19 protein-coding genes and 1 tRNA gene are annotated in these 19393 nt (G+C 52.5%); 2 read left to right on the top strand and 18 right to left on the bottom strand.

What is annotated here, in order from left to right:
- Positions 1–1083: 1083 nt before the first annotated feature.
- The 7 genes from JW984_08605 to JW984_08575 all read right to left on the bottom strand — a co-directional run bounded on the left by JW984_08605 (position 1084) and on the right by JW984_08575 (position 7761).
- Entirely contained in the window at positions 1084–2322 is a 1239-nt protein-coding gene (locus tag JW984_08605; GenBank protein ID MBN1573239.1) for a thiolase family protein, read from the bottom strand.
- Positions 2323–2516: 194 nt separating this feature from the next.
- Positions 2517–3737: an acyl-CoA/acyl-ACP dehydrogenase gene (locus JW984_08600; GenBank protein MBN1573238.1), complete on the bottom strand. Its 1221-nt coding sequence runs from the start codon at positions 3735–3737 to the stop codon at positions 2517–2519.
- Between the two features lie 19 nt (positions 3738–3756).
- Complete coding sequence (locus tag JW984_08595; GenBank protein MBN1573237.1) at positions 3757–5370, bottom strand: AMP-binding protein; 1614 nt, start codon at positions 5368–5370, stop codon at positions 3757–3759.
- A gap of 22 nt (positions 5371–5392) precedes the next feature.
- Entirely contained in the window at positions 5393–6043 is a 651-nt protein-coding gene (locus tag JW984_08590; GenBank protein MBN1573236.1) for a hypothetical protein, read from the bottom strand.
- Between the two features lie 10 nt (positions 6044–6053).
- Positions 6054–6725, bottom strand: a complete 672-nt coding sequence (locus JW984_08585) for a hypothetical protein (protein MBN1573235.1) — start codon at positions 6723–6725, stop codon at positions 6054–6056.
- Positions 6726–6739: 14 nt separating this feature from the next.
- The gene (locus tag JW984_08580) at positions 6740–7132 is read right to left on the bottom strand and encodes a hypothetical protein (protein ID MBN1573234.1); all 393 of its coding nucleotides are present in this window, start codon (positions 7130–7132) and stop codon (positions 6740–6742) included.
- A 29-nt stretch (positions 7133–7161) separates the two neighbouring features.
- Positions 7162–7761, bottom strand: coding sequence for a TetR/AcrR family transcriptional regulator (locus tag JW984_08575; protein MBN1573233.1), 600 nt, complete (start codon positions 7759–7761; stop codon positions 7162–7164).
- A gap of 108 nt (positions 7762–7869) precedes the next feature.
- Here JW984_08575 and JW984_08570 point away from each other — a divergent pair, with 108 nt between their 5' ends.
- Entirely contained in the window at positions 7870–8031 is a 162-nt protein-coding gene (locus JW984_08570) for a hypothetical protein (GenBank protein ID MBN1573232.1), read from the top strand.
- 353 nt (positions 8032–8384) lie between these two features.
- On the opposite strand, the gene JW984_08565 is transcribed toward JW984_08570, so the two are convergent.
- The 7 genes from JW984_08565 to JW984_08535 form a co-directional block, all read right to left on the bottom strand.
- Complete coding sequence (locus JW984_08565; GenBank protein MBN1573231.1) at positions 8385–8843, bottom strand: hypothetical protein; 459 nt, start codon at positions 8841–8843, stop codon at positions 8385–8387.
- Positions 8844–8935: 92 nt separating this feature from the next.
- Positions 8936–10231: an aminopeptidase P family protein gene (locus JW984_08560; protein MBN1573230.1), complete on the bottom strand. Its 1296-nt coding sequence runs from the start codon at positions 10229–10231 to the stop codon at positions 8936–8938.
- A 29-nt stretch (positions 10232–10260) separates the two neighbouring features.
- Entirely contained in the window at positions 10261–10716 is a 456-nt protein-coding gene (locus JW984_08555) for a pentapeptide repeat-containing protein (GenBank protein MBN1573229.1), read from the bottom strand.
- Between the two features lie 628 nt (positions 10717–11344).
- The gene (locus JW984_08550) at positions 11345–11797 is read right to left on the bottom strand and encodes a hypothetical protein (GenBank protein ID MBN1573228.1); all 453 of its coding nucleotides are present in this window, start codon (positions 11795–11797) and stop codon (positions 11345–11347) included.
- Positions 11798–11810: 13 nt separating this feature from the next.
- Positions 11811–12569, bottom strand: a complete 759-nt coding sequence (locus tag JW984_08545; GenBank protein MBN1573227.1) for a metallophosphoesterase family protein — start codon at positions 12567–12569, stop codon at positions 11811–11813.
- Positions 12570–12775: 206 nt separating this feature from the next.
- The gene (locus tag JW984_08540; GenBank protein MBN1573226.1) at positions 12776–13180 is read right to left on the bottom strand and encodes a hypothetical protein; all 405 of its coding nucleotides are present in this window, start codon (positions 13178–13180) and stop codon (positions 12776–12778) included.
- A 99-nt stretch (positions 13181–13279) separates the two neighbouring features.
- On the bottom strand, positions 13280–13927 hold the full coding sequence (locus JW984_08535; GenBank protein ID MBN1573225.1) for a TetR/AcrR family transcriptional regulator: 648 nt from the start codon (positions 13925–13927) through the stop codon (positions 13280–13282).
- A gap of 260 nt (positions 13928–14187) precedes the next feature.
- Between JW984_08535 and JW984_08530 the strand changes: the two genes are divergently transcribed.
- Positions 14188–14868, top strand: coding sequence for an epoxyqueuosine reductase (locus tag JW984_08530; protein ID MBN1573224.1), 681 nt, complete (start codon positions 14188–14190; stop codon positions 14866–14868).
- A gap of 529 nt (positions 14869–15397) precedes the next feature.
- Here the strand turns inward: JW984_08530 and JW984_08525 are convergent.
- The 4 genes from JW984_08525 to JW984_08510 all read right to left on the bottom strand — a co-directional run bounded on the left by JW984_08525 (position 15398) and on the right by JW984_08510 (position 19226).
- Positions 15398–16702, bottom strand: coding sequence for a 50S ribosome-binding GTPase (locus JW984_08525; protein MBN1573223.1), 1305 nt, complete (start codon positions 16700–16702; stop codon positions 15398–15400).
- A gap of 39 nt (positions 16703–16741) precedes the next feature.
- A complete protein-coding gene (hisG, locus tag JW984_08520; GenBank protein ID MBN1573222.1) occupies positions 16742–17500 on the bottom strand; it encodes an ATP phosphoribosyltransferase in 759 nt (252 codons plus the stop codon).
- Between the two features lie 31 nt (positions 17501–17531).
- Complete coding sequence (locus tag JW984_08515) at positions 17532–19073, bottom strand: histidine--tRNA ligase family protein (GenBank protein MBN1573221.1); 1542 nt, start codon at positions 19071–19073, stop codon at positions 17532–17534.
- A gap of 78 nt (positions 19074–19151) precedes the next feature.
- A tRNA-His gene (locus tag JW984_08510) sits at positions 19152–19226 on the bottom strand.
- Between the last annotated feature and the right edge of the window lie 167 nt (positions 19227–19393).

Here is a 19393-nt window from a genome sequence, read left to right as displayed (position 1 = left end):
TGGCATTGCCTCTCCTTTCTAATTTGGAGAACAGTACCATCTTACATCCAACTATCCCCCTTGTCTACTTTTTGGGGTCCATTACAGGACTGATAATCATGGTCTGACGCTTGGTTTGACGGTTGGATCTTACTTTGGCTCTTCAGACACTCGCTTAGAATTTGGAGTCGCTTTTATTCCATAAAATATTCCACTATTTTTGGAAAAAGTAATTATTTTTGGGGATTTATCGGTATATTCTGGGATAGTCAAAATTTGCTTAACTATTTGATATCACTCAAAAAACCTAATAATTACCCAGCTCTACCATACCTAGTACAAGGGACTACGAATTTGTTGGTCGTAAATTCGAGTCCTGCCAGGCGCGCCAAAAATTTCGATGACTTCAATGGGTTGATAGACATGTCAACCCATTCCCTTAAGCTGAAAACTCAAAGACAAGCCATATGGGAGCTTAGTATTCTTTTTAGGCTATCGTCGATGTAAAGCTCCTTAAGAAAATTGTCGTATTCGGATTCGAGATATTTTTCTTTGGTTTTTCGTCCTTGATAAAGGCGCTTGCAGGGACTCCGTGGGCTTCTGCGATCTTTTCGAGTCTCCTTTTGCTATAGTCATGGGAATCCTTTTCGATTCTATTGCGATTTGGTTGCGATTTAATTGATATATTTGAAATAATCCTTTGAGATAATCCCGCTTCTGGAGCAAGCTTTTCCCGGCTCTATCCCTTTTCCCCTCGAATCTTCTTGATCTCTGTATCCACCACATTGTTAATTGTAATAAAAAAAGCAAAAAAATCAATTGAATTCAGAAGTATTTTTCCTAAACCGATCTAAAGGTAGAAAGGGCCACCACCGGGGGGGTGGGGGTGGTGGGAAAGGTGAAGGCGGTCGACCGTCGCCTCAAACTACAAAAATGATCCCCTGCATTTTATACCGGCAAAGGCTGGCGGGGCTGTTTTTGTCGACATTCCCGCTTTAGCGGGAATGTCGACTTACACGGCATTATCCGGTATCCTGCTTCAGCCAATCCCTTTTGACATTCACGGCTCCGCGGTTGGATACTTGGGCAGGTTTTCAACGGCTGTCAGACCTTCTCAAGGACATGGACGCACATGGCGGCCTCCTCGACGCCGATGTTTCCGCCGCCGTTTTCCGTCAACCCTATCCTCGCGCCCTCCGCCTGCCTCTTTCCCGCCTCTCCCCGAAGCTGCGTGACGATCTCGTGGATCTGCGCCAGCCCCGACGCCCCTATCGGGTGGCCCCGGCTCTCCAATCCGCCGCTGGTGTTGATCGGGATCTTCCCGCCCAGCTTGGTTGCGCCGCTCTCGGCAAAGACGCCCCCCTCCCCCTCGGGACAGAAGCCCATGGCCTCGGTCTGGTGGAGCTCGCCGTAGGCCGTTGCATCGTGGACCTCCGCGATGTCGATGTCGCCTGGGCCTATCCCCGATACCTCATACGCCTTTTTGGAGAGCCTTTCGCCTATATCTATTCCATCTATCGGCCTGTCGGTGCCGGAGCCGAGGACGGACGCCCTGACCTTGACGGGCCTGGCGCCGGCCAGTCTTTTGAGATATTTTTTTGAGCAGACAATCGCCGCCGCCGCCCCGTCGCCTACGGGGGCGCACATCGCCCTGGTCAGGGGGTAGGAGATGAGCCTGTCGTTTAAGACCTCTTCCACGTTCATATCCTTCTGGTATTGGGAGAGGGGATTCAACGAGCTGTGGAAGTGATTCTTGGCGCTGATTGTCGCAAGCTGCCTCTGGGTGGAGCCGTACGTCGCCATGTGCCACCGGGCTCCGATGGAATATATGTCCATGAATATGCTCCTCCCCTCCCCCGGCGCCCCTGACTCTTCGGGGGTGTCTAGGTTCAGGCTCTTCCCCACATTAAGCAGGAACTGGATATGCTCGTTGAAGCCCTCCACGTCGAGGCACGTCGCATAGGCCTGAAATGACAGCGCCTTGTTCTCGTTGGTTATCTTCTCCACCCCCAGGGCCAGGGCCACGTCGTAGGTCCCGCAGGACACCCCGTGACAGGCGAGGTTGAGGGCGGTCGATGCGCCGGCACAAGCGTTCTCCACATTTGTGATCGGAAGCCCCTGAATTCCCATCGACCTCAATATCACCTGTCCCCTGATGGAGTGCTGCCCGTTGAACATCCCCCAGAAGGTGTTGGCCACGTACGCGGCCTCGATATCCTCTTTCTTTACTCCCGCGTCCATAAAGACAAGGTCAACGGCGTCTTTCGCCATCCCCTTTATCGTACGGTCCAGGTACTTCCCGAACCTTATCATCCCGACGCCGATAATATAGACATCTTCCATATTTTAACTCCTATTATTCTCTTAACGACCAACCTCAGGCAACAACCGCAATTAAAAGTCACTCAAATTCATATACAGATTTGCTTTCTCTTTTAGTCACAAAAATCCCCTGCCCGCCCTCACGCCTCAATCATATCCTTTATCGTCAAATATAGAGTCCAGGACTTGATCCCCGATTTGCCGTAATATTAATCTCAAAGCGAATGGGCGCCGGTCAACATCAGGCTGTCGTTGGCGCCGTCCTCGATCAGCGCGGCCCTTGCGTCCCTGAAGATCTTTTCGATCGGATATTCCCTGCTCAGGCCGTATCCGCCGAATATCTGGACGGCGTCGTTGGCAACCTCGAAGGCCGTGTTGGTGCAGAAAACCTTGGACGCTATGGAGTACTTGGTGTCCGGCGGCGTGTTGTTGTAATTGTATATCATCGCCGCGCGGGAGAGCGCCCTTGCCGCCTCCACCTTCATGAACATCGAAAACAGCTTGTGTTTTATCATCTGGTGCTCGAACAGGAGTTTTCCCCCCTGAACGCGCTCCCTCGAGTAGTTGAGAGCCTCCTCGTAGGCGGCCCTGGCCACGCCGGTGAACATCGCCCCCATGGCGGCGTTCGCGGTGGAAAGCGTCAGGTCGAGCATAGACTCGTAGCTCTCCTGATCGACCAGCATGTACTCCGCCGGCACCATCACGCCGTCGAAGAATATCTCCCCCTGATTCAAGGCCCTCTGGCCTATCTTGTTCAGGGCCCTCCCCCTGCTCACCCCCGGCAGGTCCAGCGGAACGATGCAGATGCCGCCGCCCGACATCCCCATCGAGGGATCTATCGTGAGGTAGAGGAGGGTGTGGGTGGCGATGCTTCCGTTGGATACCCAGGACGCCTTCTGGCCGTTTATGGCCCACTCGTCCCCGTCGAGGCGCGCGGTGACCTGCCCCGTTATCTTCGGATCGGTAAAGTTTGGGGTGCCCGGGGCCAGTGTATCCGTCCCGTGATCCGGCTCCGTGATGCCCCAGCAGCCTATGAAGGTGGCGTCCTTGTTATCGCAGTAGGGAAAGAGTATCTCGTCGGCCAGGCGGTCCGATGGGAGCATGGATGCGAAGAACGCCGGAAAGCACGCCACACCGAACGCTATGGCGAAGTCCGCGCTCCCCCAGGCGATCTCCTCTAAAACCATGTGGACTTCGAGCGGCTCGAGCCCAAGCCCGCCCCAGCTGTCGGGAATGAAGATGGTGTGATAGCCCAGCTCATACCCTTTCTTCATCGCGTTCCAGTAGATGGGGCTCTTTATGACATCCTCGGGATTTTCCAGCTTGTCAAGCTCAAGGCTTGCCGGCCTCAATACCTCCTTTGCAAACTTGTGGGCGGCGTCTTTCAGGGCGATCTGTTCGTCGGTGAGCTCAATGTTAAGGTCAAGGTAGCTCATGATAAGACTCCTTTTCATTTTACTTATAATCCTCGAATTTATGGACGTTTTGAGCATCTGGCGAGAACTTGTCTTTCAACACCCTGTCCAAGGCCTTCTCCGAGATGCTCTTCGGTATCTCCTCCACCACCTGCAGGTAAGACGGGATGAAGTTTGTCTCCATCTCCTTCTTGCACTTGTCGAATACGCTCTTTGGATCGATGGTCCCGTTTTCGAAGGGCTCCAGGGCGGCCACGAGGTCGCTCTCTCCGGGGGCGCCGCTTGCCGCGGGGATGCCGTAGACACAGACCTCGCTGACCTGCGGGTGCTCGCCTATGATCCTCTCGACGTAGTCCGGCTGGATGAAGTCCCCGGCGCGCCTGAGCTCCGTCCCCTTTCGGTAATCGAAGAAGAACCACCCCTTTTCGTCCCGGTGGACCATGTCTCCCGTCCTGAGCCACCCGCCCCTGGTCTTGTCGGCGCTCTCGTCCGGTCTCTTCAGGTAATCCACCTTCGTCTCGCCCTTGAGCATCTTGACTATCATCTCCCCCGTCACTCCCGGCGGCACCTCGTTGTCGTCGTCGTCCACGACCTTAAGTTCCATCACGCCGGGAAGCGTCTTTCCGAACGAGCCGATGGGGCCCACGCCCGGCGGCTTGAACGAGAATCCCCCCTCCACCGCGCCGTACCACTCGAGGATCTTGACGCCAAAGCGCTTCTCGAAGCCTTCCCAGATGGCCTGGGGGGTTCCGGCCGAGATGACGACCTTAACCGGGTTGTCCGCGTCGTCCGGTTTCTCCGGCTCGTTGAAGATACCCGCCATCATCCCGCCCAGGAGCGAAAAGGAGGTGCAGCCGTACTTGCGGCATATGTCCCATATACGGCTCTTGGTGAATCTCGCGCTTATCACAGCCTTGTAGCCGTTGCTGAGAGCGGGAAGCAGCGTCACCGCCTGGGCGTTGCCGTGGGTCAAGGAAAGACCCGAATAGAGGACGTCCCCCGGCCTGTATTTCCACGCCAGGAGGTTCAGGAGATTTATGGCGCCGGTGCGGTTGTTCCTCAAGATCACCCCCTTCGGGTCGCCGGTGGTCCCCGACGTGTATATGACCTCCATCGGATGGCGGACGTCGAATATCATCTGGTCGACCCTCTCCCAGGCGTCGGCGTTAAGCGTCTCGTTTAAGGCATGGTACCTGCCGGTCGGCTTGATCCCCTGCTCCTCCCTCCAGGCGACCGCCTTGAACTTCAGGTCGGAAAGCCCGCCCATCACCTCCTCCAGCTGACCGAGGCACTCCCCGGACACGATAATTCCCTTGGAGTCTGAGTTTTCAAGAAGATATTTAAGGCGCTCCCCCCGGGAGCGGGGGTCTATGGGCACCACGACGGCCCCGACCACCGTCGCCGCGGTCACGGCGTAGATAAACTCGGGGTGGTTTCTCATAAAGAGGGCGAACCTGTCCCCCTTCCCTATGCCGTTTTTCAGAAGCAGCCTCGCGACCTTGTTGGACGCCTCGTGGATGTCCGAGTATGTGAGTATATCTTCCCCCAACTCACCCTTCTCGAACACGATGATCTCCTTGTCGGGAGTCTCGCCGGCCCTGATCTCTATGAGGTGCCCCAGGATGACCGGGTTCAATTCTAACTTGGCAGACATTTTTCAACTCCTCCACTCATTCTTATTCCTCTATCGCCCCGATGAATCCCCGATCGTAGGTTGGGAACTCCTTCTTGAATATCTCGTCCCAGAACTCCTGGGTCCAGTACTGGTGCCGATCGAAGAAGGGGTCGCTCTTCCCGGCGGCCACCGCCACGGAGATCGATATGTCCACGTCCTCGATGACGCTCATGGCCAGAGCGCTCATGCCGTATGTGGAATACACCCTGCAGTAGAGTCCCAGCCTCCACGCCATTGAGGCGGCGGCGTTTGCCGCGATCATCACGTTGAGGTTCTTGAACTGGCACGACGGACCGCGCCCGGTAAGGGCCTCCACCTCCTCGGTCTTGTTCAGCTCCGCGCAGGTGCGGTATCCGCAGGCCCCGCAGTTCCAGTTGAGGTCGCTCTTTCTCTTCTCGCCTATGATCAGCATCCTGCCGTCCATATCGATGAGCTCCTTCATGGCCCGGCCGTCCCTGGCCGCCAGGGGAGACATATCCGCCAGTGAATAGCAGAACTCCCCTATCTGCTGCATCTCCTCGTGTCCGATGGAAATGATCTTCGTTTTGTTCGTCTTCCCAAAACGGTAGCTGTTGTGGGCGGCAATCGCCATGAGCTCCACCGCCCTGTCCAGCCCGCCCTTGATAAGTTCACTTAATTCGGTAACAGCCATGATACCCTCCTTAACTGTATATCGAGCGAAACTGCGGATAGAGCCTCCTTATGACCCTGTCCATCATCGTGCGCTCGTTGATCTCGTCATAGCGAACGGGAATGTCTCTGAAGGGGCTCTTTTCCGAAACGGACAGGGCCAGCCCGATGGCTATGCCGGTATCCTTTGGCAAAATACCCATCTTCATGGCGGCGGCCCCCGCCGACCAGAACACCCCGTAGTCTATCCCGAGGTTTCTGGCGAGGGATATTCCCCCGTCCAGGGCAAAACCCATGTTATCCGCCCTGAGAAAACAGAGCGGCCCCGTGAAGGCCAAACCCGGCTCCTTGGGCAGTTTTTCGACCTCCCTCATGTACTCGCACGTCACGTACCCGCAATAGTTGCAGTTGATGTCGGCGGGGTCGGTAAGGGACCTCAAGGACGACATGATCAATAGGGCGTTAGCGTCCCTCAGCATGGCCGCGTCCCTTTTGAAGAACTTCCACGCCGGATTGTCCGCGCTCATCTCCTCCATCTTGATGCAGATGTCCTCGATATCGGCGTCGTCATGGTAGAGCTGGATGGCGATCTCGCCCACACCTCCGAGCCTCGGGGAAGTCACCGCCGAGGCCAGTATGAGCTTTGCCGCAATCAGGGCGGCTTCTTTTCTTGCCTCTTCGTATTGTTTCAGGCTTCTCTCCATTTTTCTCCCTCCTTTTAATCCGTGGAAAGACCCTTTTCCTTTGCGATCCTGGGGTAATTCTCGTACGCGGGCTTAAGAAGGGGCAAAAGCTTCAGAACCTTCGGCATCGGGCCCTTCGCCTTTATCAGCCCCTTGGCCAGTGCGACCGGCATCGATACGTTTTTAAGCCAGAAGTCGTGGCAGGTATCCCCCGAAAGCTTCATCTCGATGGTCGGCTTCATGTCGGAAGCCCCCAGTACGACGCCATCAGGCGTCAGCCAGATATACCCTTCCGGATCGAAGATATCGAACTTTATCGTGATACCGGATTCCACATACTTCGGACCCACTTCGGGATGCTCCATTAGGAACCTGAAGAGACTCCCCAGAACATCGTACATCTTCTCGGTGCTTTCAAAAATAGGCATGATTTACCTCCCTGATAAAAGGTTTAGACTCAATCCTTGACACTGAGTATTTTATCGATGGTGTCCTTCACCACCTTTGTTGCCCACTCGTCTGAATGCCTCGACCTGTCGAGGTACCACCTCGAAGCAACACCCTGATATACTGCGGATATGGCCCTCGCCGTTTCGGCCGGATTTACCTCCTTTATCTTCCCCTCTTCGATGCCGTCCATAATGGACCTCTCCAACATGGTGACCCAGCCCGTTATCCAGTTGTGGAATGTGGCCTTGAAATCCTCTTCATATACGGCCCTGTACATACACTCGAAGAAGAGGGGATACCCCACGGGACCATCGGGATCGGCCGAATCATAGAGCCAGTCGGCGAAGGACTTTATCTTCTCCACAGGGTCTTCAAGTTCCGCCATCACCCTCTTTCCCCTCTCGAAGATTCCATTGAAAAAATCCTCAAAGACCGCCTTGAAGAGACTGCTCTTTGTGGGGAAGTAGTGCAAGACGGCGCCCTTTGAGATTCCGGCGCTGTCCGCCACGTCCTGGATGCTGACGGAAAAACCGCTTTTTTTCGCTATAACCTCCTGGGCGCAGGAGACTATCCTCTTTACCTTTTCGGAACGAAGGTCATCTTTCAATTTGACTGTACCTCGACATGTTTTTTGTTCTTATTAAAATGAAAGTGTATATCTCTCGTTGTAACTTCCCTGGACGGTCGGACGGTCGGACGGTCGGACGGTTACAATATGAGAGTGAGATTAGGTGCAGGTGCAGTAATAGTAGCAACAGCAGCAGCATTAGTAGTAGTAGTAGTAGTAGGAGGAGGAGGAGGAGGTGGTGGTGGTGGTGGTGGTGGTGGTGGTGGTACAGGAGGTGGTGCAGTAAGAGGAGGAGAATTAAGAAGATGAGAGAGAATATGCGGTTACAGATACCAGATTTTCCGACCGTCCAGACGGATTGTTTCACATCCCAAAATTCATGTCAACTTCTTTTTCATAAATAGATACTTTTCCCCTCCGAATTGTAATTATCTAAAAGAAATTCATATAAGAAGTGCGATGTTGATATTCAATCGATACTCAATCGTCGATGCCACCACTCCACCCCCCCCCATCTCAGATGATAAATGACCGTCATTGATCAAAATCAGGATACACCTCTGATCGAATCGGCCTAAGATTTCCATCATCCCCCCCATCACCCCCCCATTACCCCCATTCGCCCTGTCGGTTTTTCAGATCGAGCGGGGTCGGGTATCGGTCTATCCGGTCTTTTTTACCTTCCAGATGCAGTACTCCGCCCCCTCGGCCATACTCTGCTCACATACTATCGTAAGGCCGTGCTTCTTTCCGATACCCTCCTCCATGGCCGCCATCACGAGCCTGCACGTGCCCCCCTCGTACGAGGCCGCCCATGGACAGGATGTGACCTTCCTCACCGCCTCGTCCTCCGTGACAGACAAGAGCTCGCCCCTCGGCTCGCACCCGATAAGGTCTTCGGTGAGCATCATGCCCCTCGCGACCCCTTCGGGGTCTCTCCCCAGGCCGTAGGCGTCCATCACCGGCTCCAGCTCCTGCATATACTCCCCCATTTCGCCGAGTATCCTCTTCTTCTCCACCTCATCCGCCCCCTTGTAGAGGTTGTGTAGTACCTTGTTCCCACCGCCGGCCATGATCACGAGATACACCAGTCTCTCTTCCGTCGAAAGTTCAATCGCCATATCTAAAACCTCGCTTCTCGTTTCACTCGTTTTAAGGCGCCCCGCCGGAGAGGCCCGACGGGGCGGGATTGATAAGTTGTCTATTTAACTATCTATTTACAGAGCCAGACTTCCCTGGGCAGGTCGATTCCGAGGAGCTCGAGGCCCTTGTCCGTCACCAGCCATATATCTTCCGGCATATTGCCGTAGTAGACCATGTCGGTGCCGTAGCATCCCACCTCCACGCAGAGGGTCATGCCGGGGACGAGCTCGTTCATGTCGTTTTCCGCAAGCCACGGAGGCTCGTGGTTCAGGGTCCCGATCCCGTGTCCCACGAACTCTATCGGCACGGCCTGGTTCCAGTCCTGGCGATACGTCTCCTTTTCGGCGAGCTTGAAGACGTCGCACCCCCTCATCCCGGGATACATGTTGTTGACCGTGTTCATGTATGCGTCCCTGCCCCACTTGGAGAGATCGTCGCATTTCGGCGGGAGCTTGTCACCCACGTAGAAGCAGCGCTGGACGTCGGTCCAGTAGCCCCTGTAGGACGGGCCGCAGTCGGAGAATCCCTGGTCCCCCTCTTTTATCACCCTGTCGTAGAAGGGGGTGGTCACAATCCTCCACTTGCCCGGGGCGTCGCTTCCGCATATAAAGAGGACGGGGTTGCTCATGCACGGCGTCTCGAACATATCCTCGTTCACCCACTCCTGCCATGTGATGCGGTGGATATCCCTCTCGGTGACGCCCGGCCTTATGGCCTTCCAGGTCTTATCCATCACCCTCGTGGTCTTATCCAGCATCTCCCGCATCAACGCTATCTCCCAGTCGGTCTTGACCATCTTCTGCTCCCAGAGGACCTTTTCGGCGCTGACGAACTTCGCGTTCGGAAGGGAGGCCTCGATAAGACGGATCTCGTCGATCCCCACCTGGGGTATGTGATGGGCGCCGTATTCCATCCCGATCACCTTGTTGTCGAGATTCAGGTCTATCATGGTGTCCACGAAGACGTCGTTGAACCGAACCGGCAGGCGCCAGAACTTTACGCCGCACCAGTACCGGCCGTCCTTTACCCAGGTGGTCTTCTTCAGGTTGCTGTCCAGGATAGACTCCCCGACGAAGACGACGTCATGCTCCTGGGAGACGATGAAGCAGTGGCGCCACCGGTCCGTGAACATCAGCGCCGCATCCCTGTAGCCGCCGTAGTAGTACTTGTTCTCCTCGGCAAAAAGGATCATGGCGTCCATGCCGTGTTTTGCCAACAGCTCCTTGGCCTTCTTGATCCTCAGCTCGAACTCCGCCTTCGGTATGTGGGGTGAAAAATCCTCGGTGGATTCCGACTGCTCCCAGATAATCCCCTCCTGCTCGATCCAGTGATCCTTTGAAAGGTGCTCCTTTTCCTTCTTTGCCATTTTTTAGTCCTCCTTAAAAATAATCTTTCCTATATTTTCATTCCCTCGGTTTTGGCATCGTCGATATCCATACCGTCGGTCTTTGCACCCCTGAGATCGGCATCCCTGAGGTCGGCGCACCTGAGATCGGCGCCCCTTAGATCCGCCTCTCTCAGATCCGCCACGAAGAGGTCGGCCTTCCTCATGTTGACATGGGAAAGGTCAAGCCCTCTCAGGTCGAGGCTCCCTCGCCGGCTGTCCGAGAGGAGCCTTATCACATCATTCCAGTCGGCGATCCCATCGATCGAGAGGCCCACGGCGCCGAGTATGATCGACAGCTTGTCCCGATGAAGCACGGTGCCTTTCAGTTTCTCTAAAATGCGGCCATAATAGAGCCTCATGGGAAAGTACGTCTTGTAGCTCCTGAAGAGGTATCTTAGGAAGTCCTCGTTTCTGGTCGTGGGATATATGTCCTTAATATTCGAAATGATTTCATCCTCGCCCATCTCGGCCAGCCGGGCATAGCGGGTCAAAAGCTCCATTACAAAATCGGCCCTCTCCTCTATGGAGTCGTCTGAGATGCCCAGCTCCCAAGCGTAGAAGGGGGGGAAGTAGGAGTTCGTAAAGGACATCCCGAAGTCGTATGATACCGACGCGCCGAAGGGGAGGTCGCGCCTGTTCAGCGAGCTGTGATGGTCGAAGTCCTCCGTCAGGCAGTCGTGGACCCAGAGTCCGATCTTTGAGGCGATCTCGTCCCGATGGGGCAGCTCATCGGGCCCGTGGCTGTCGGCGTGCCGGGAATAGAGTTTCCCCTCTATCTCCCTCACCTCGGAGAGGTTGCAGATGTTCTTCCCAAGGAAATAGCTTATTATCTGCCTGTTCGGCCGCTCCCGGATGAGAAAGTATGGCACTACCCTTTTTCCGGGATTGCCCTTGACATCGCATACCATGAAAAGCTCGGGACTCCTCTTGTCGACGGTGTTTACACGGACGTAGCGCTCCCCGCACGACTCCCCCATTTCCTTAACGTTAAGAGAGGTCAGGAAAAACTCCGGCCTGTCGCATAAGTAATCCTCCACTATGCGAAGAACCTCTCGATCTTTGGCAGCCTTTTCAGCCATTGAATATGGTCCCCTATCCTCTCCTTGTAAGCTCCCCCTTTATCGCGGCCCTGTCATCGTCATTAATATCAATGCCAAGCTTTTCAAATACTTTCACGATCCTCGAAATCATATCTTCAATATCGCCGGCTCCCATCGATACATCCCTGAATCTCACCTGCCCCTCCGGTATCTTTTTTACGTATCCCTGGACCTCGAGCATTACGCGGTCGCCGAAGATCTCCCTATATCCCCCCTCTTCCCCCTTGATGTTGTCGTCGAAGAGGGCCTCCCTCGTGCATCCCGTCACGAGTACGCTCTTTTTCGGATCGGGGAAATTCCCGATTACATCACCGCTCCCCATGAAGGCGTGCTCTGATTTGCTCTTTATCAACAGGCTGTCGAGGCCCAGCTTCAACGGCCCGAGCAGCCCGTGAGACAGGCTCGTGATTACCGTGTACCCTTTAAACTCGAAATTTTTCGCCATTTTTTACCCTCCATCAGCGACCCGACCTTAAGCGTTGGGCCAGGGCTTCGGGGAGACCGGCCTCCCTTATCTTCGAAGCCGCCTTCTCTACATCGTAGGGGACCCTCTTAAGGTAGAATGTTTGGTTCCCGCTGTCGTATATCCCGTAGGTCGCCCTCGGGTCGCCGTCCCTGGGCTGTCCCACGCTCCCCACGTTTATTATGTATCGATACCCCGTCTCCAGTTGAATCTTTGAGGCGTCCAGCTCCTTCACCCGCCGAACCTCTCCCGTAAAGGTCCTCCTGTACTCCAGCTCCACGAAGGCGGCCGGGATGTGGGAGTGGCCTACGAAGACGACCCTGCTACCGCACCCGGCAAATCCCTTTTCCGCGTCCCATTTGCTCAATATGTAGTTGAATCTCTCCGGCCGGTCGGGCGAGCCGTGAACGAAATGGATACCGGAATCGGCCTCTACATGCTCCAGCGGAAGCTTCATCATCTTTTTCCTGTCGTAGTCACTTACGAGGGTTGCCGTCCATCTTGCCGCCAGGGCCGCATCCTCGTTGAGATCATCGAGCCCCGAGCCGTCAGCAATCGCAAGATCGTGATTTCCAACTACAGATATGTCTGAAGCCCCCTCAATGAGTCTCAGACACTCCGCCGGGTCGGCGCCGTACCCGACGACATCCCCGAGGAAGACGATCTTCATAACGGACGATCTTTCCACGTCTTCGAGGACGGCGGTCAGCGCCTCGATGTTTCCGTGAACATCGGAGAGTACCGCATAATTCACCAAACCCATATCCCCCCAATCGTTTCTACAGATATGGTCATCACGATAACGATGACATCTCTCGTCGCAAATATCTTGATCGGCCCGGCAGGCCGGGCACGAGCTCAAATATCTATCTCAAAAAGCGATCTCAGAAAGCAATGTCAAAAGCCGCGATGAAAACCGCCCGCCCGTCAAATCACAAGTCCCATCTCCCAAGAAACAAGTCATCTCTTTTTGGACGAGATTAAGAACTCGATGAACAAAACGGCGAAGATGAGGTCACCGGCCCCCACGGTGATGAAGAGAGGGTGGAGATTCCCGAATAGAGAATGAAAGAGAAATAGGAGGAAGACGAGTGTTTTGCCTATGATACCCATCCTCACGATGTCGTGATTTTTCTGAATGTCCCTTGAAACCCAATAGTATCCGATGCCGAATGTCACGACCAGCACCAGAAAAAGGTGCATGATTGACGGGTAGAGCGGTATTTCCATCCCGAGGAGCGTGAAAATCTTTTTATAGAATAATATAAAAACGACCGAGGCGCCCCAGTTCCAGAGGGCCCCGACAAAAAAGAGGTGCCTGTAATAGACTTCCCTGCCTTTTTTAGTATCTTTTTTAGCCATCATGATTCCTTCTTATAATAAGTAAAAAAACCTGCCACCTTAATCCAACAAGGGTAAAAGCCCCTATAGGATCATATAAAACAAATATAAAAACTCCCCACATTATCTGGGTATTATCCCGTAAAATATGAGCCTCAGCTCCGTATTAAAAAGATCATTCAGATCAAGTCCGTAGTTATCGAAGTATCCCCTCATGTGAATGAATATCAGCCCCTCTATCCCCGCCCACAGGGCGACGCTGAGCTCCCAGCTGTCAACGTTCCCAAAGATGAGTCCCTCTCCGATCCCCTCGAGTACGGTGTCATTGACGATCGAGACCGCCTTAAAAGAGAGTTTTTCCAGGCTGGCCAGAAGCTCTTCCGATATCCCGGCCCTCTTGAATCCAAGGTCGTTGAAAGAAAGGATGTCGAAGTAATCCTTATAGTCGATGTAGAACCTGACGTATGCCCTGGCGATGGCCTCCAGTCTCTTAAGTGAATCTCCATCGCTTTTCCGGGCTTCTTCCAACATCTCCATAAGAATGTGGAACGCCTCTTCACACACCCTGCCGTAGATTTCATCCTTACCCTTGAAGTAGACATATATGGCCCCCGTGGACAGCTCCGCCTCAAGGGCGATATCCCGCATGGTGGCGCCGAGATAGCCCTTTTCGAGAAAAAGCTTTTTGCCGGCGTTCAATATCCTCTCTATCCTCTCCTTTCGCTCCGCCTCCTGCCTGTTCGCTATTACGTCCTTTATATCCATTCCCATTTATTTACACCAAATTATCTGAACTGCAAAAAATGAACGCTGTTATTTTAAATAACGTTGTTCATGTTGTCAAGAAAAAAATGAAAAAATAACACAAAAAATCACTATTCACTTCCCTTGAATGCATAATTCTTTATTTGTATCAGATAATGAGCCTATCTTTCTTGTCTTGAAAATTTGTGCGGTTTACTCTATACTTTTCAATCACTCGGTTACAATAATCGATATTCAACTAGCTATAGGATGGAGGGGGAAAAATAGTGGACGCGAAGGAATTGAAAGAAAAGGTCTTCCTTTTAGGCGCCGATTTGTGCGGCATTGCACCCGTGAGTCGATTCTTCGACGCCCCGGAGGGATTTCATCCATCCGATATTTATCCCGACGGCAGGTCGGTCGTTATCTTTGCCTCGCACTTTCCGAAGAGCACTTTTGAGCCTTCAACAACGGTTCCCTATACTTTTGTCAGAAATCTACTGGTGGATAAGCTGGACCAAATCTCATTTCAACTGTCGTTGTATTTGGAAGAAAGAGGCATCGGGTCAATACCCATACCATCTTCGGACCCCTATGAATTTTGGGATTCCGCCCGAAGCCACGGCCGCGGGATCATTTCGCTCAAGCATGCAGGATATTTCGCCGGTCTTGGAGTGATCGGGAAAAATACACTTCTTATGAATGAAGTTTACGGTAATATGATATGGCTCGGTGGTGTTCTCGTATCGGTTGACTTGGAGCCCGATCCGATAGCGCTTTATGAAGCATGTAAACCCGGATGCGCTTTATGTCTGGACTCGTGTCCCCAAAGGGCCCTTGACGGGATAACCGTTAATCAGAAGCTCTGTCGAGAACACTCGTATTCATATACCAACGGCGGAGGGTGGGTCATCTCGTGCAACACATGCAGAAAAGTCTGTCCCAAGTATTCGGGTTTGGCGGTATAAGGAGCCTTTTGCTTTAAGCTTAAAATAAGAGAAAAGAGCCGTGCGGGATTGGATATATATCAAGATTTTTGATGGGCAAGATTTTTGATGGGAAACGGGCGAAAAAGACGTGGCGTATTATGTGGGCCATTTTACAGGCGGGTAAAATGGCAATACAATCTGCGACCAACGCCCATTATTGCCGATTACATTTTTGACGGGTTCTTTTTGAAGAGTTGAGCTCGGAATCCGCGTGCAGATGAAGTTCGGTTAGCGGAGAGCTTTGCCGCCCCTCGATATAAAGAAAGGTTCCCCTCTTCCACTTTCTCCCCTACCCCCCTTCCCTTTCTCCCCACTATTGCCCCTCACCCTCCTCCAAGCTGCGATTATCTTTTAAGGCAGGATATTTTTAGTTTTTAGATAGTGGCCTCAACCGTCCAATCGGCCTCGGGGAGACAACCTGGCCGAAGCTCGGAGATCATTTAACAAAGCTTTTTAGGCACGACCCTTTGACCCTTGACCCGCATTCAAGCATTTATATACAATTCTATTATATGTCGGCCAACTCCACTTCCAGACATTTTCCTATCGCCACGGTGCGGCCGTCCCTCAAAATGAAATTGCCGAGCCGTGGATTTACATTTGCCTCCTCTATTACCAGGGGTTTTGTCGGGACAATCCAGACCACGGCCGTGTCGCCGTTTTTGAGGAGGGTATCGTCGTCCAACTTCTTCTCTTCTCCCTGCGGGTCCCAGGCGGTGACGATCTCGGAAATCGAACAGGGCATGGCGGCCTGATGAACATGGAGGTACGGAACATATCCTGCCCGAATGCCGGAGGGGTGATCGACCAGCATGATCTCCGCCTTGAATCTTCCTGCCGCCCTGGGGGGATTTACCGGAGAGGCAAGTACCGAGCCTTTTTTGACCTTTCTCGCGGCAAAACCCTTCTCCTGTTTCGTAAGCAGGACACCGACATCGTCTCCGGCGGCCGCGGAGTCGACGCTTTTATGCTGCCACTCGATGGACTTGATCTCGGCTTGAATCACCCCGACGCCCGGATAGGGCGTAATGACCACCTCGTCCTTCGGCTGTATTGTGCCGGTCTCGATCCTTCCCGCCACCACGGTACCTATACCCGTGACGCTGAATGTCCTGAGGATGGGCATACGCAGAGGCTTTTCAACGGGTCTCTCCGGCTTCGGTATTGAGTCCAGGACCTCCAACAAGGTAGGACCTTGATACCATGAGGGATTCTCGGTGTGTTGCGCAACATTGTCGCCGTAAAGTGCCGAGATTGGAATGAATCTTATATCTTCCTTAAAGGAATACTGTATTCGCTCACAAAAGTGTTCGATCTCCATTTTACACAGCTCGAATGATTCCTCGCTGTATCCAACCGTGTCCATCTTGTTGACGGCGACAATCATATTCTCTATCCCCAAGGCCCTGAGGATCAGTAGATGCTCTCTTGTCTGGGGGGCCGCCCCACTGTTGGATGTCTCCTTGGCATCAATAACCAACACCGCTATATCCGCTTCGGCGGTTCCGGAAATCATGTTTTTAATAAAGTCTTTGTGTCCCGGCACATCGATGATATTGTAACGTCGGCCGTTTCTCTCGAATCCCTTGTAGGCCACCTCGATGCTTATGCCGCGCTGACGCTCCTCCAATGTGGAATCTGTGTAAAAGGCAAAGTGGAATGAGGATTTCCCCACCGCATCTGCATGCCTTTGAAGTCTCTCGAACATTTGATCCGGGATTTGCCCGCATTCGTAAAAAATGCGGCCCACAAGCGTGGACTTGCCGTGATCCACGTGCCCGGCGAACACTATGTTAATTATATCTTCTAACACGATTACCTGATCAAAAAAGTTGTCTTAAGCTCACCAAACTCAGAAATCTATATGTCCATTGAAAACGCGACTTCTCGTCAATTTTGCCGGCACCCCCACCTCGCACGCATTTCTTATCGCCTCGATCCGCTTTTCCTTCTCCTTGTCCAAGAGCGTCCTTCTGTTTGCCAATAACCTGGCGGTCGAAGCCGGCAGTACCTTATGTAATATTTTAAGGTTATTTTGAACGAGAGTGCGGCCGGTCTCCGTATTGTCAATAATGGCCTCGCCGTCCTCAGGAGGCTTGGACTCCGTAGCGCCGAAGGAGTGAAATATTATTATCGGCGAGTGACGTCCACGGTGAAGACCCATATATGGACTTACAATCGTGGGTTCTATGTTTACGTATCTAAACACGAAATCTTCCGTCAAATTAATATACTCGGTCCATATCCGCAAAGGGTGCGAGGGCTCGTTGAACCTATCAAAAAGGTCCGACGGACTGTTGATGTCGCTCCAGCTGTCCGGGACGGCCAGCACAATATCCACTTTGCCGAAGCCAAGGTCCAGTAAATCCTCAACATTGTTTTCGCATCGGGATTCACGATACCAATCGAGGCCGCTTATGCCTATGTCATAGTAGCCCCTGGAGACCAAGATCGGAATCTCCTGAGGCCTCAAAACCTTGATCTCGACCCCTTCCATCCCGATTTTTGGTCTATAGTTGCGGCTGCCGGAATCGTAATCCTCGATTTCAATACTCGTTTTCTTGAAAAACTCGGATGTCAACTTCTGAAGGCTGCCCTTGGGCACAGCCATTCTAATAATATCCTTGCCCATATTTAAAATTTCATTTGCCGGATTTTCTTATATCTTTGATCTTATCAACCAAAGCTGAGAGGGGAACTATTTCCTCGAAACGAGTTTCCAATTGGCGAAGCTTACACTTATCCTCTTTGAGCTCATCAGGACCTACAATCACCGCAAACTCAGCTCCAATTTTTGAGGCATAGCCGAGCTGGTCTCTAAGGCTGAGTCCGAGAAGATCCACGCTGGCGCGAAAATTGCTGGATCTCAATGAATCGGCCACCTCAACCGCTCGAAATTTACAGCTGTCATCCACATTGGCCACAAAAACGCTGACAGGCGCAAGATCGACGGCCTTTCCGGTCTTAATGAATGTCTCTATAATCCTGTCAAAACCGAAAGCGAATCCCGTTGCCGGTATGCTTATTCCCCCGAACTCTTCTACGAGTTTATCATAGCGCCCGCCGCCGCAGATCTGCTTCTGCGCCCCAAGCAGCGGCGAATCGATTTCAAATACCGTATCGGTATAGAAATCCAAACCACGGGCGACCCCGAGAACGATGTCGAAGTCAGCCACTCCAAAGCTTAACAGAAACCGGGAGACCTGAGAGAGCTGCTCCAAGGCATCCAAGGTGGGTGTGCCGGAGAGAAGTTTCTCGGCTTTCGGAATAATTTCTTCGTATTTCCCCCTCATTCGGGCGATATCGATCAACAGGGCGGCGACCTTTTCCGAGACAATATTTTCCTTCGACCACAATGCACGATAGGTCGATTCTATTGCCAGAGAAAGCATATTCAGTCGATCCGTCGCTTTCTCCTTTAATTGCTGATCATTGTTACCGGCTTTACCGCCGCCCAGATCGGACACGGGCAATATTTCATGCTCACCCGAATATCCTATATCTTCCTGAATGCGGTACAATGATTCCGTTTCGACCTTGATAAAATCGAAATCCTCCTGGTTAAAAGAGGCGTGGCTTTTAATGGCGTCACACTTCTCCCACACGCTCATTATGTGGTCAATATTGTTTATAACCCGGCTCTGCTTATCGTAATCGTCCGAGTACTCTTTTTCGAGGATGCCTCTAAAAATCCCGATATTTCCTATCTTGACCTTATATTGATCGATTCCAAGATTTTTTAGTGTTTTTACGGCAATAGCTATGACCTCCGCATCGGCTATCGGATCTTTTGAACCCATCAGCTCCAAACCGGCCTGAGTAAATTCCCTGTAACGTCCCGCCTGCGGTCGGCAGTAGCGAAAACACTGGCCTATATAGTAAAGCTTATATGGAACCGGAAGCTTGCTGAGCTTACCGGATGCAATCACACGACACACGGGCGCCGTCAACTCGGGGCGCAAGGCGTACTCCTCGCGATCCGATACGAAGGTGAACATCGATTCACGGATTTCCTCACCGGACCTTGCCGCAAGGAGCTCAAATCTCTCAAAGATCGGAGTTTGGATTTGTTGAAAACCATAAGACTCGAATGTATTGCGAATAATATATTCCACATGATTACGCACAACCATATCCTGTGGCAGGAAGTCCCGCGTTCCCCTGGCTATATCATATACAGCCATTTTTCATCTCCTCCTGTTTTCATCTTAAATATCTGATTTACCCACCGATTATTAACAATTAAATTTTATATAAAAAAATGGGGTGAGCGACGGGAATTGAACCCGCGGTCTTCAGATCCACAGTCTGACGCCTTACCACTAGGCTACGCTCACCATACATAAAAAAATTTATTTTCCATTTAAAAAGCCCCAGAACTCAATGTCCAAGGGCTTTTCTTGTTCATCTTGGGATAAGACTCAAGTGCCCCGTTCCTCTTTAAAATATGGATGGACGCTTAAATGATGAAATTTAGCCGATACTTCCACTAAAAACATCATTA

The sequence above is a fragment of the Candidatus Zymogenus saltonus genome (genome assembly GCA_016929395.1).
Lineage (GTDB): Bacteria > Desulfobacterota > Zymogenia > Zymogenales > Zymogenaceae > Zymogenus > Zymogenus saltonus.
The sequence above is the reverse complement of the archived record's forward strand: the minus strand, read 5'-3'. Positions and strand labels throughout refer to the sequence as shown.